Origin of the sequence: Phenylobacterium sp., from assembly GCF_013911965.1 — a bacterium.
Taxonomy (GTDB): domain Bacteria; phylum Pseudomonadota; class Alphaproteobacteria; order Caulobacterales; family Caulobacteraceae; genus Phenylobacterium.
In genome coordinates this window covers 100,367-112,230 of sequence record NZ_JACESE010000005.1, presented here as the reverse complement: position 1 = coordinate 112,230, position 11,864 = coordinate 100,367, and the positions used below count along the sequence as shown (strand labels likewise).

The 11,864-nt window shown below is 68.4% G+C and carries 8 protein-coding genes and 2 pseudogenes; 5 read left to right on the top strand and 5 right to left on the bottom strand.

Annotated features, from left to right (window positions below; all coding sequences use genetic code 11):
- Positions 1-27: 27 nt before the first annotated feature.
- Positions 28-553, top strand: a pseudogene (locus H2041_RS06885) (transposase); the annotation flags it as partial.
- 136 nt (positions 554-689) lie between these two features.
- Here the strand turns inward: H2041_RS06885 and H2041_RS06880 are convergent.
- The 3 genes from H2041_RS06880 to H2041_RS06870 are packed head-to-tail and all read right to left on the bottom strand — an operon-like array spanning position 690 to position 6,552.
- On the bottom strand, positions 690-3,845 hold the full coding sequence (locus H2041_RS06880) for an efflux RND transporter permease subunit (RefSeq protein WP_293410886.1): 3,156 nt from the start codon (positions 3,843-3,845) through the stop codon (positions 690-692).
- Entirely contained in the window at positions 3,842-5,317 is a 1,476-nt protein-coding gene (locus H2041_RS06875) for an efflux RND transporter periplasmic adaptor subunit (RefSeq protein WP_257817723.1), read from the bottom strand. Before H2041_RS06875 ends, H2041_RS06880 begins: the two co-directional genes overlap by 4 nt.
- Complete coding sequence (locus tag H2041_RS06870; protein WP_293395121.1) at positions 5,314-6,552, bottom strand: TolC family protein; 1,239 nt, start codon at positions 6,550-6,552, stop codon at positions 5,314-5,316. Before H2041_RS06870 ends, H2041_RS06875 begins: the two co-directional genes overlap by 4 nt.
- 614 nt (positions 6,553-7,166) lie before the next feature.
- On the opposite strand from H2041_RS06870, the gene H2041_RS06865 reads away from it, so the two are divergent.
- On the top strand, positions 7,167-8,450 hold the full coding sequence (locus tag H2041_RS06865; RefSeq protein WP_293410882.1) for a hypothetical protein: 1,284 nt from the start codon (positions 7,167-7,169) through the stop codon (positions 8,448-8,450).
- 112 nt (positions 8,451-8,562) lie between these two features.
- Here the strand turns inward: H2041_RS06865 and copD are convergent, their stop codons facing one another.
- Both copD and copC read right to left on the bottom strand, forming a co-directional pair.
- Positions 8,563-9,492, bottom strand: coding sequence for a copper homeostasis membrane protein CopD (gene copD / locus H2041_RS06860; protein WP_257817727.1), 930 nt, complete (start codon positions 9,490-9,492; stop codon positions 8,563-8,565).
- Between the two features lies 1 nt (position 9,493).
- Positions 9,494-9,865, bottom strand: coding sequence for a copper homeostasis periplasmic binding protein CopC (copC, locus tag H2041_RS06855; RefSeq protein ID WP_066680701.1), 372 nt, complete (start codon positions 9,863-9,865; stop codon positions 9,494-9,496).
- Positions 9,866-10,106: 241 nt separating this feature from the next.
- Between copC and H2041_RS06850 the strand changes: the two genes are divergently transcribed.
- The 3 genes and pseudogenes from H2041_RS06850 to H2041_RS06840 form a co-directional block, all read left to right on the top strand.
- Positions 10,107-10,382 (top strand): metal/formaldehyde-sensitive transcriptional repressor, encoded by a 276-nt coding sequence (locus tag H2041_RS06850; RefSeq protein WP_066680703.1) that lies wholly within the window; start codon positions 10,107-10,109, stop codon positions 10,380-10,382.
- Between the two features lie 11 nt (positions 10,383-10,393).
- On the top strand, positions 10,394-11,347 hold the full coding sequence (gene dmeF, locus H2041_RS06845; protein ID WP_293395109.1) for a CDF family Co(II)/Ni(II) efflux transporter DmeF: 954 nt from the start codon (positions 10,394-10,396) through the stop codon (positions 11,345-11,347).
- 256 nt (positions 11,348-11,603) lie between these two features.
- Positions 11,604-11,864 (top strand): annotated as a pseudogene (locus H2041_RS06840) (MFS transporter); the annotation flags it as partial.

Genomic DNA, 11,864 nt, shown 5'->3' with positions numbered 1-11,864 from the left:
TAGAGTCCGGCCCTTGAGAGGACGGACATGAAGCGAGCGAGATTTACGGAAGAGCAGATCATCGGGATCCTGCGGGAGAACGAAGCTGGGGCGAAGGCGGCGAAGCTGGCCCGCAAGCACGGGTGTCGGAGGGCACAATCTACGTTTGGAAGGCCAAGTTCGGCGGGATGAGCGTGTCGGACGCCCAGCGGCTGAAGGCGCTGGAAGACGAGAACCGGCGGCTGAAGTTGCTGCGGATGCCATGCTCGACAAGGCCGCGCTGAACGAGTCGCTCGGAAAAAAATGGTAGGGCCCGCCGCTGTGCAGGGTGCGGACAGTGTTCGAGATCAGCGAGCGGCGGGCCTGCTCCATCGTCCAAGCGGACCGCAAGATGGTGCGCTACCGATCCCGCCGGCCTCCGGAGACTGAACTGCGCGAGCGCCTACGCAGCCTGGTCGCTGAGCGACGACGGTTCGGCTACCGACGACTGTTCGTGCTGCTGCGGCGGGCGGGCGAGCCGTCGGGCAAGAACCGAATCTACCGGCTCTATCGTGAGGAAGGCCTGACCGTGCGCTAGCGCCGCTCGCGCCGCCGCGCCATCGGCACGCGGGCGCCAATCCTGGGCTCCGGCCGCCGGCGTATCGGCCGATCGGTTATCAGCGCAGGCGGCGAGGCCGGCTGCAGGGCGGCCAGCGCGGTCCAGATGGGTTTCATGATCTTCTCCTCAGGTCCGGACGAATTGAAGTAGCCCTATGCGGGCGTCGGCGGAGCAGCAGGAAGCCAGCCGGGATCACCAGCATCGACAGCAGCGGGGCGGTGAGCATTCCGCCGATCATCGGCGCGGCGATGCGGCTCATGATCTCCGATCCCGCTCCGTGGCCGATGAGGATCGGGAACAGGCCGGCGAGGATCACCGCCACGGTCATGGCCTTGGGCCGAACCCGCAGCAGGGCGCCCTCCCGGACAGCCGCTTCGACGGTCGCCGGCGAGGGGTCGGGACCACCGGCCTCCAAGGCGTGCTTGAGATAGATCAGCATCACCACGCCGAACTCCGCGGAGACGCCGGCCAGGGCGATAAAGCCCACGCCCGTAGCCACCGACTGATTGAACCCCATCAGATAGAGCAGCCAGATGCCGCCGGTGAGCGCAAACGGCAGGGTGGCCATGATCAGCGCCGCCTCATCGAACCGCCGGAAGATCAGGTAAAGCAACACGAAGATGGTCAGCAGGGTGACGGGAACCACCAGCTTCAGCCGTTCGGTGGCGCGCTGCAGGTATTCGAACTGGCCAGCGTAGGCGATACTGACCCCCGCCGGGAGCGTCACCTGCTGACGCACGGCGCCATCCAGGTCACCCACCACAGAGGCGAGGTCCCGGCCTCGGACGTCCACATAGACCCAGGTCGACAGCCGTCCGTTCTCCGTCTTCAGCATGGGCGGGCCATCAGCGATCTCGACGCGGGCGACCGTTCCCAGAGTGACCTGCTGGCCTCCCGGCGTGACGATCGGTAACGCCCGCAAGCCTTCGAGACTGTCGCGCAGCTCGCGCGGATAGCGCAGGTTGATGGGGTAGCGCGCGCGGCCCTCGATCACTTGGCCGATGACCTCGCCGCCAATTGCGCCCGCGACGATAGCCTGCACATCGGCGATGTTCAGGGCGTATCTCGCGGCTTGGCCGCGGTCGATGTCGATGTCTACATAGCGCCCGCCGGTGAGGCGCTCGGCCAGCGCGGAGCTGACGCCCGGCACCGTTTTTGCGACTGTCTCCACCTGCTGGGCGACGCGGTCGAGCTCGGCCAGATCAGCCCCCGACACCTTCACGCCGATCGGGCTCTTCACCCCCGTGGCCAGCATGTCGATGCGATTGCGGATCGGCGGCACCCAGACGTTGGCGAGCCCGGGAACCTGCACGGCGGCGTCAAGTTCCTCGACCAGCCTCTCTGGGGTCATGCCCGGCCGCCACTGGTCGCGAGGCTTGAACTGGATGGTGGTCTCGAACATCTCCAGCGGCGCGGGGTCGGTGGCGGTCTCGGCCCTTCCGGCCTTGCCGAACACGCTCTCCACCTCGGGCACCGACTTGATCATGCGGTCGGTCTGCTGCAGCAGCTCGGCGGCCTTGGCTGGCGACAGGCCCGGAAGCGCCGAGGGCATGTAGAGCAGGTCGCCCTCGTCCATCATTGGCAGGAACTCCCCCCCGAGGCGGCTGAGCGGCCAAGCCGTCGTGGCGAAGATGACGGCGGCGATGACCAGCGTCGTCTTCGGCCGTCGCATGACCCAGTCGAGACCCGGCCGGTAGGCGGCCGTCAGCCAGCGGTTGATCGGGTTTCGCGCCTCGGCCGGTATGCGGCCACGGATCAGATAGCCCATCATCACGGGGACCAGGGTCACCGACAGGATGGCCGCGGCGGCCATGGCGTAGGTCTTGGTAAAGGCGAGCGGCGCGAACAGCCGGCCCTCCTGCGCCTGCAGGGTGAACACCGGCACGAACGAGAGAGTGATGATCAACAGGCTGAAGAACAGCGCCGGGCCGACCTCGGCCGCCGCTTCGGTGACCACGGCCCAATGTTCGGCGCCCTTGGGTTGGTCGCCGTCGTGCTCGTGGGCCCAACGCTCCAGGTGCTTGTGGGCGTTCTCGATCATCACGACGGCGGCGTCGACCATGGCCCCGATGGCGATGGCGATGCCGCCCAGGGACATGATGTTCGCATCGACGCCCTGCAGGCGCATCAGGATGAACGCCGCAAGCACGCCGAGCGGCAGGGTGAGGATCGCCACCAGGGCGCTGCGCGCGTGCCAGAGGAACAGCACGCAGACCAGCGCCACGACCACGAACTCCTCAAGCAGCTTCTCGGTGAGATTGGCGATCGACCGTTCGATCAGCTGAGAGCGGTCGTAGGTGACGACCACCTCCACCCCGGCCGGCAGGCTGGTCTTCAACTCCGCAAGCCGCGCCTTTACGTGCTCGATCACCGCCCGGGCATTTTCGCCGGAGCGGACGATGACCACGGCCCCGGCCACCTCCCCTTCGCCGTTCAGTTCGGCGACTCCGCGCCGCATCTCGGGACCGAGCTGTACGGTCGCGACGTCCCCGAGGCGCACAGGGACTCCGCCACCCGCGGTGCGCAGAGGGATGGCGCGGAAGTCCTCCAGATCGGCCAGGTAGCCGCTGGCCCGGACCATGTACTCGGCTTCGGCGAGCTCCAGCACCGAACCGCCGGTCTCCTGGTTGGCGCGCTGGATGGCCTCGGCGGCCTGCTGATAGGTGAGGCCGTAGGCGGCGAGCCGCACCGGATCGAGCACCACCTGGTACTGCTTGACCATGCCCCCGATGCTGGCGACCTCCGCCACCCCGGGCAGGCTCTTCAGCTCATAGCGGAGGAACCAGTCCTGGAGGCTGCGCAGCTGCGAGAGGTCGTGCTTTCCCGACCTGTCGACGAGCGCGTACTCGAACACCCAGCCGACCCCGGTGGCGTCGGGCCCCAGGGCAGGACGCGCCTGCGCTGGCAGCTGCCCCTGCACCTGACTGAGGTACTCGAGCACTCGCGAACGGGCCCAGTAGAGGTCCGTCCCGTCCTCGAACAGCACATAGACGAAGCTGTCTCCGAAGAAGGAGTAGGCGCGCACGGTCCTGGCGCCCGGAACCGACAGCATGGTGGTCGCCAGCGGGTAGGTGACCTGGTCCTCGACGATCTGAGGCGCCTGGCCGGGATAGGGCGTGCGGATCACCACCTGCACGTCGGACAGGTCCGGCAGGGCGTCGACCGGTGTGGCGCGGACCGCCAACACTCCCGCGGACAGCAGGAACAGGGCGCCCAGCAGCACGAAGACGCGGTTGGCGACGGACCAGCGAATGAGCCTGGCGATCATTGCGCGGTCGCCTTTTCGATTTGCCGGACGGTGGGCCCGGCCGGCGGCTGGTCGAAGGCGAACCGCACCCTGTCGCCGGCTCGAAGCCCGCGGGCCAGGGCCGGGTCGGCCAGTTTGAAGGTCATCGTCATGGGCGGCCACCCGAGCGCTGGGACAGCCCCATGCGACAGGGTCAGGCCCGCCTGATCGATCTTCTCGACGCGGCCGGTCGCCTCGTGCAGCGCCGCCCTCGGTGCGCTCTTCGCCCCCTCGCCGAGGCTGCGCGCGGGCGTTCCCGAGAGGCTGGCTTCCGAATCGATCAGGAACTGCCCGGACGCCACGATGCGCTCGCCCGCCTTCAGGCCGCCGAGCACCTCCAGGCGCTCGCCGTCGGACCGGCCGACCTGGATCTCCGCCGGCCGGAATCGGCCATCGCCCTCCGCCAGCATGACCAGGGTCCGGCGACCGGTGCGAATGACCGCTTCAGCCGGGATCATCAGCGCCGGAGTAGGCGGGCCGCTGAATCGGATCTCGCCGAACATGCCTGGGCGCAGGCGGCCCCCGCTGTTGACAAGTTCGACGCGGGCCGTGAGCGTGCGGCTCTCTCCGGTCATTTCCGGCAGCAGCGCCGAGACCCGGCCGGAGAACGACTCGCCCGGGTAGGCCGTGAGCGTTGCCGTGACCGACTGGCCGGGACGGATTTGCGCCGCCAGGGCCTCTGGAACCGCGGCGTTGAGCCAGACGGTTCCCAGCCCGCTGACCTCGGCCAAGGTCTGGCCGCGGGCGACGGTCATGCCGCCTCGGACGCTCAGGATGCGGAGGACGCCGCCACCAGGCGTCGTGACCGTCACCGTCGTCTGCGGCCGGCCGGTGCGCTCGACGCCGGCGATCACGCCTGGCGGCATGCCCAGCAACACCAGACGCTGGCGGGCCGCGGCGATGAGCTCGGCGTCACCGGTGCGCCGCACCGCCAGGTACTCGGCCTGCGCGCCGCCCCATTCGGGAACCAGGATGTCGGCCAGTGGGGCGCCGGCGGCGATCACGTCGCCCGGCGCGCGGGCATAGACCCGCTGGACGAAGCCGTCCGCCCGGGCCTGTACGACCGACACATCGCGTTGATTGAAGTCAATCACCCCGGACGCGGTGAGCTCGCTTCCCAGCGCCCCCCGCTCGACGACGGCGTAACGCACCCCGAGGCTCTGGAGCTGCGCCGGATCGATGCGCACGCCCGCACCGCCGGAGCCCTCGTCCGCGTAACGGGGGACCAGCGGCATGTCCATGTAGGGCGACTTGCCGGGCTTGTCGAAGCGCTGGCCCGGAACCATTGGGTCGTACCAGTAGAGGATTTCGCGATCCTCGACACCTGCGGCCGGAGCGTGGTCGTCAGCCCCGGCGGAGAGCCTGGCCAGGCCGATGCCGCCAGCCGCGCCGATCAGGAGCAGGGCGACCGCGCCGGCGGCGAGGCGGACGCGGCCGGATTGCTGCGGGTTCATTGGGCGTCGCTCCCGTAGGTGATGTCGATGCGGACAGCCTCGCGCGCCAGTGCGGCCTCGCGGTCGATGGTGGTGAGTTGGGCCTCGGCGAGGCGGGTGAAGGCGTCGAGCACCTCGGAGAGACCCGCCCGGCCGGCGGCGTAGCTGGCGGTCTCCAGGTCCGCTTGCTGCTTCGCCGCGGGGAGTACGACGTTGCGGGTTCGCAGCCACTGTTCCCGACGCATGACCTGGTCGGCCAGATCGGCTTCCAGCGAGGCCGCCAGGGCGCGGCGGGCGGTCTCCCGCTCGGCCTCGACCCGACGGGCGTCGGCGGCGCGGGCGGCGATCAGCGGGTCCTGACGACGGGAGGCGAACAGCGGCAGGCGAACCGTGACACCGGCCGAGACCATGTCGCCGAACATCGGGTCGCGGCGGCCATAGCCGACCTCGAAGGCCCAGTCCGGCCGCCTTGCCGCGCGGGCGAGGTCAACCTGTGCAGCGGCCCGGCGGGCGGCGGAGGCATAGGCAAGCAGCGCGGGTCGACGGTCCAGCCCGGCGCGAAGCCGCTCGGCGTCGAGTGCGGGCTCGGGCGGCGGGCCCGTCACGTTTGGCGAGGGGTCGCCGGTCCAGCGCACCAGCTCCGCACGAGCCCGGCCGAGCGCAGCGACAAGTTCGCTACGCCGGTCATCGAGCGCCGCGCGCTGTGCCACCGGCGTCAGGGCGCCGGCCGGGCGCGTGGCGCCGGCAGTCACACCGGCCGGCGCGGCGTCCCAGAGCGGCTCCAGGGTCTGCAGGACGCTGTCGAGCGCGGCCAGGCGTCGACCGGCGTAGTGAAGGTCGATCCACGCGAGCGCCGCGCCCAGCCGCACATCGAGGGCTTCCACCGCGACCTCCGCCTGGGCCGACCCGATGTCCGCCCGAGCGATGCCGGCCTCGGCGCGCCGGCGCGCCCCGTTCGGCACCTCCTGCATAAGGCCGAAGGTGGCCATGGTCATTTCGTCAGCCCCGAAGCGCCCGGCCATGGGTCCAGAGATCGGCACATTCTCGAGCCCGACCTTCAGCTGGGGGTCGGGGAGGGCGCCGGCGGCGGGCAACGCGGCCCGGGCGGCTTCGACCTTCAGCGCTGCCGCTTGCAGGCTGGGCGCGTTTGCGCTCGCCAGCGCCAGGGTTTGGTCGAACGTCTGCGGGTCCGCTGACGCGGGGGTGGCGATTGCGGCGCCGACCAGCAGGGCCGGCAGCCAGCGATTGGGAGACATGCTCCGAACTCCTCGATGAGAGCGCCATGGCGCCAGAGCCGGCGCGCATAGCGGGCCGGGAATCTGTCGAAGGTCAGAGGCGGATGGGAGGGCGCAGCACCTGGTCGGGCGGCCGCGAGGGCGTGGCGACGGCATTGCGCCAGGGGCGTCGCGCCGCGTCATGTGAAAGGCGCGCGAAGACAACCGCGCCCAACTCGGGGGCCGGCGCCGCCGCGGCGGCCTGGCACATTACCACCTGTTTGCACGGAGTCTGGGAGCCGTCCTCCGAGTGCGCAGGAGACGGGTGGCTGTCGCCGCTCGCCCCTGACGCTGCGGCGTCTTGCAACATCATCTCACAGTTCGGAGGACACGGGTCGCAGCCGGCGCCTGCGGCCACGGCAGGGGACCCGGCGATCACGAGCATGATCGACGCGATGAGGGCAAGCAGATGATGCAGCCTGCGGAGCAGCGGGTTCCTCCTAGGACGCAGGATGCGCCCACTGGGGCGGACTCTCAAGAGTCGACATCGTGCAAGCTACAGGCGGCTTGCCTCCGCCGCCTTGATGGAAATCAACACTGCTTCGAGGGGTGTGGCGCAAGTGTGCGTCTGGGATGAGGGGCGCAGGAGGCGACGCATGGACGATCGGAAACCCGCCGAGGGGCGCGCGGACGAGGTTCTCAATCGGCAGTGCTTCTGTATTACCCTGGAGCGGGATGCTTTGCGCGCGGCCATCCGCGCCGAGGCCGGCGATGCGGACCTGACCGACGTCCTGCTGGCGCGCCGACCGCATCTGTTCTCCGATACGCCGGTGTTCCTCGCGAATCGGGACCTCACAGCCATGCTGGAGGTGGTCGGGGCCATCGAGGCCGCGGCTGCGACGCCGCCCTACCAGCGGGCGGTGCTGGCCTGGGCGCCGCAGATCGCCCACGCCGATTTTGGGCTGCGGGGTGTCTTCATGGGCTATGACTTCCATCCCGGCGCCGCGGGGCCGCGACTGATCGAGATAAACACCACCGCCGGCGGAGCTTTCCTGAACGCGCTCCTCGCACGCGCGCAGAGCGCCTGCTGCGCGGAGGCGCAGGAAGCGCTCTCCACCGTTGGTGAAGGGGCCGGCGTCTTTGAAGGTGCGGTTTGGGATATGTTCCTCGAAGAGTGGACGCTGCAGCGGGGCGCGGGGCGGCCGATCTCGATCGCCATCGTCGACAACCAACCGGGCGAACAATACCTCTATCCTGAGTTCCTGCTGGCCAAGGCCCTGTTCGAGCGGAGGGGGCTAGATGCCGTGGTGGCCGATCCTGCCGAGCTCGAATACAGCGGGGGAAAGCTGCTGTATGATGGTCGCGAGATCTCGCTGGTCTACAACAGGCTGATTGACTTTGCGCTCGAGACGGAGGGCCATCGTGCGCTCCGCGACGCAAATCGCAATGGCGCGGTGGTCGTGACGCCCAACCCCCGCAATCATGCCCTGCTCGCAGATAAGCGGAACCTCACGCTGCTCTGCGATGGGGAGGCGCTGGACGATCTTCGGATTGCCAACCACCAGCGACAGGCGTTGCTCAGGGCCACGCCAAGGACGGTGCTGGTTGAAGCTGGGAACGCCGACGCGCTCTGGATGGCGCGCAAGCGCTACTTCTTTAAGCCAGTCACGGGACATGGCGGCAAGGCGGTGTACCGCGGCGACAAGATCACCCGCGGCGTATGGGAACTGGTGGCGAGCGGCGGCTACATCGCCCAGGAGATTGCGCCCCCCAGTGAGCGGCGAATTCGGGTGGATGGACAAGAGCAGTCGCTGAAGTTGGACATGCGCCTCTACACCTACCGTGGCGAACCGCTCCTCTCAGCGGCGCGGATCTACCAAGGGCAGACGACCAACTTCCGGACGCCCGGTGGCGGGTTCGCTCCGGTCTATGCCGTGTGAAAGCGCTCCATGGCCACCGGTTGCGGGCATGGAGACGCCCTAGGGAGCAAGGGAGCCTGCAACACGCCGTTATTGCTCCAGGGTGGCAAAACCCGGGTCTTTGCCATCACGCCTAGAGGGCTGATGGCGGCGCCAACGTCCCGAACCAAGCGACCAGCGCCAGAATAATCAGCCCCACGGCTGTCTCGATCGCCACGCTCCTTCGTAGCGCCGTCAGGGCTGCGGCGTACGCATCCGGAGCTGCGAGCGCCCTGCCAAGACCCGGCGTCAGCCCGAACCGATTGGCCGCCGCCAAGCCGAGCATGGCCGTGAAGAGGACCAACTTCAGGCTCAGAAGCCGCCCATAAGGGGTGGTCCAGAGGCCGTCGATCCGGTCCACCCCGACCAAGAACCAGCTGTTGGCGAGTCCGGTCGCCACCAGGACCGCCACCAGCAGCGCACCCACGCTCGAAAAGCCGTGCAGCGCCCGGTGCAGGGCGACGACCTCTGCCGGCACGGGGCTGCGGGTGCGCAGGATCAGCGCGAAGGCTACGAGCGCGCCGATCCAGACGGCCCCTGCCCAGCTGTGAAGGATGTCGGAGACAAGGTGGATGACACCGCCTGGCCCCTCCGTCGCCGCGCCATGACCCATCCAGGCGAAGGTTGCGGTCGCGACCATTCCCAGCGCGGCCGCGACGATCCAGCTGGCTCGCGCTGGCCTCAGCATCACGGCGAGGATCGTGGCCAGGAGGGCGACTCCGGCCCTCAGGACACCCGCCTTGCCGAGGTCCATGCTTGTCACCACGGCGCCGAGCGCCTCGGGTTTGAGTCCCTCCGCTATCGATCCGGCCAGCACGCTGGCCTGGGCCGCGATCCAGAGCAGCGTCGCGAGCGCGAGCAGCACGCCTGCGCCCGTCAGCAGCTTGCGGGTCCACGGCGCCTCCGCGGCCGAGCCGGGACCCGTGGCGGGGAGGGCATAGATGAAGAAGAGCGATGATCCCATGAGGACCATCGCCCCCGCATACTGCAGCAGCCTGAGGATGATGACCGCAGGCTCAAGCACGTCAGCCGACCTTGAAGGCCACTTCGCCTGTCATTTTGTGGCCGTCGGCCGAGGCCGCGGACCACACGATCTTGTAGGCTCCATTGGTCAGCGCGCTCTGTGGCGTACCGGTGATGGACTTGCCGTCCTTGGAGACGGTCGTCTTCACCGGTACTTTCATGCCGCCATGCTCCGGCATGGTGAGCTCGAATTTGGAGAAGGCCGGTACGAGCTTTTCGTTGAAGGTCAGGGTGATGACCTTCGGCGCGGCCGCGACGGCGGCGTTGGCCGCCGGATTGGAGCTCACGAGGTGCGCATGCGCCCAAGCCGGGCTGGAAGCGATGAGGGCCGTTGCTCCCGCAAGGGCGGCAAGTCCGAAAAGGCGGGTCTTCATTGGGGTCTCCGACAGGGTGTCTGTGAACGTCTACGCATCTCAGCGCGGCAACCCCTCAAACTAGCCGCCGCGCCTGCACCGGGCGTGAATGAGTTCCCGACTTGAGAAGCAAGGCGCCTCCTCCGGTCGAAAGGCGCCTCGCCCAGTCCTCGCCAGCGGTTGGTCCGTGAAGCGCGCAGAGAGCGTGCGCACGTAGTCGAGGGCTGGCGGCTCCGCGTCATATAGGGTAGGGGGGTAGCCTATGGCGCATACGACGAACAACAAAGAGCAGCTCTTGGCCCGGGTCCGGCGTATTGCCGGCCAGGTCGCCGCGATCGAGAGGGCCATCGCTGACGAAGCGGGCTGTTCGACGATCCTGCATCAGGCTGCCGGCGTGCGCGGGGCTGTTAACGGGCTGATGGACGAGCTGATTGAGGACCATGTCCGCGAGCACGTGGCCCGGCCCGACCTAACGGATGCGGACCGAGCTTCCGGCGCCGAAGAGCTGATCGCAGTCGTGCGCCGATACGCAAAATAGGAAGAGCCGCCTTGAATCTGTCAGCTTCAGACGAGGCCTTGTCCCACGACCACGTCTTCCTCGGCGAACGGCACGATGAAAATGCCCGACGCACGCTGTGGGTCGTGGCCCTAACCGCCGTGATGATGGTTGGCGAGATCATCGCCGGCAGTGTCTTCAACTCGATGGCCCTGCTCGCCGACGGATTCCACATGGCGACCCACGCGGGCGCTCTGGCCGTCGCGGCGGCGGCTTACGCCTACGCTCGCCGTCACGCGCGCAGCCGGCGCTTCAGCTTCGGTACGGGCAAGGTCGGCGATTTGGCCGGCTTCGCCTCTGCGCTTGTGCTCGCCCTGATCGCGCTCGCGATTGGTGTCGAATCCGTCGTCCGCCTTCTCAACCCGCAGCCCGTGAGCTTCGGCGAGGCCACGCTCGTGGCCGTAGTGGGGCTCGCCGTAAACGTCGTGAGCGCCCTTCTCCTGTCGGGGGGGCACGATCACCATCATGGCCACGCTCATGTTCACGAGCATCCCGATGGCGGTGATCACCACGGCCACGCCTCCGATCGAGCGCACGCGCATCACGATAACAATCTCCGCTCCGCCTTCGTGCACGTCCTTGCCGACGCGCTGACCTCGGTGCTGGCGATCGGGGCGTTGGTCGCCGGGCGATATCTGGGCTGGGTTTGGCTCGACCCTGTGATGGGCATCGTCGGCGCGGTCGTGATCTCCGTCTGGGCCTGGAACCTGATGCGCGACACAGCCGCCGTGCTGCTCGATACGGCTGATGCTCACCTGGAGGGCGAAGTGCGTCAGGAGGTTGAAGGGCTCGGGGACGCCAAGATCACGGACCTGCATGTTTGGCGGATCGGGCCTGGCGCCCACGCGGCGATTGTCAGCTTCACGGGCGACGCTTCAGCCGCCGACGTGCGCCAACGTCTGCGCAGAGTGCATGAGCTGGCGCACGTTACGGTCGAACCCCGATGAATCCGACAGCACGACAATGTTTGAGGGTGGGGCTTCACAGGTGCGTCCGAGCTGCGCGCCCAATCGATCCTATCGGACCTGATCAGCGCCCTCGGCAAGGCCAAGGCATCCCTCGTGCAGGGCCAAATCGAACATCACCTCGAAGACATCGTTTCGCGGCTCAGTCGCATCGCACGACCAACTCGGGCGCCTATCCGGACTCGCGAAATACCTGTGAGCGTCCGACGCTTAAGTTCGCGCTGAGGAAGCGAACGTCATGTTGAGCGTTCTAGGAGACCGCACCTATCGGCATCTCTTTTTGGCCCAGGTCATCGCCCTGATCGGCACGGGCCTAGCGACCGTCGCGCTGGGTCTCCTGTCCTACGATCTTGCGGGCGCGAACGCCGGCGCCGTGCTCGGCGGGGCCCTGGCGATCAAGATGATCGCCTATATCGGGGTAGGCCCGGTTGTGAACGCCTTCGTCGACCGTCTGCCGCGGCGCGGCTTTCTGGTCTCGATGGACCTCGTCCGGGCCGCC

What these genes read in the sequence shown, in the direction of transcription:
- H2041_RS06875 (WP_257817723.1), bottom strand. Translation starts at nt 5,317, where the DNA reads ATGAACCCGCAGCAATCCGGCCGCGTCCGCCTCGCCGCCGGCGCGGTC.
- H2041_RS06880 (WP_293410886.1), bottom strand. Translation starts at nt 3,845, where the DNA reads ATGATCGCCAGGCTCATTCGCTGGTCCGTCGCCAACCGCGTCTTCGTG.
- copC (WP_066680701.1), bottom strand. Translation starts at nt 9,865, where the DNA reads ATGAAGACCCGCCTTTTCGGACTTGCCGCCCTTGCGGGAGCAACGGCC.
- H2041_RS06870 (WP_293395121.1), bottom strand. Translation starts at nt 6,552, where the DNA reads ATGTCTCCCAATCGCTGGCTGCCGGCCCTGCTGGTCGGCGCCGCAATC.
- H2041_RS06850 (WP_066680703.1), top strand. Translation starts at nt 10,107, where the DNA reads ATGGCGCATACGACGAACAACAAAGAGCAGCTCTTGGCCCGGGTCCGG.
- H2041_RS06865 (WP_293410882.1), top strand. Translation starts at nt 7,167, where the DNA reads ATGGACGATCGGAAACCCGCCGAGGGGCGCGCGGACGAGGTTCTCAAT.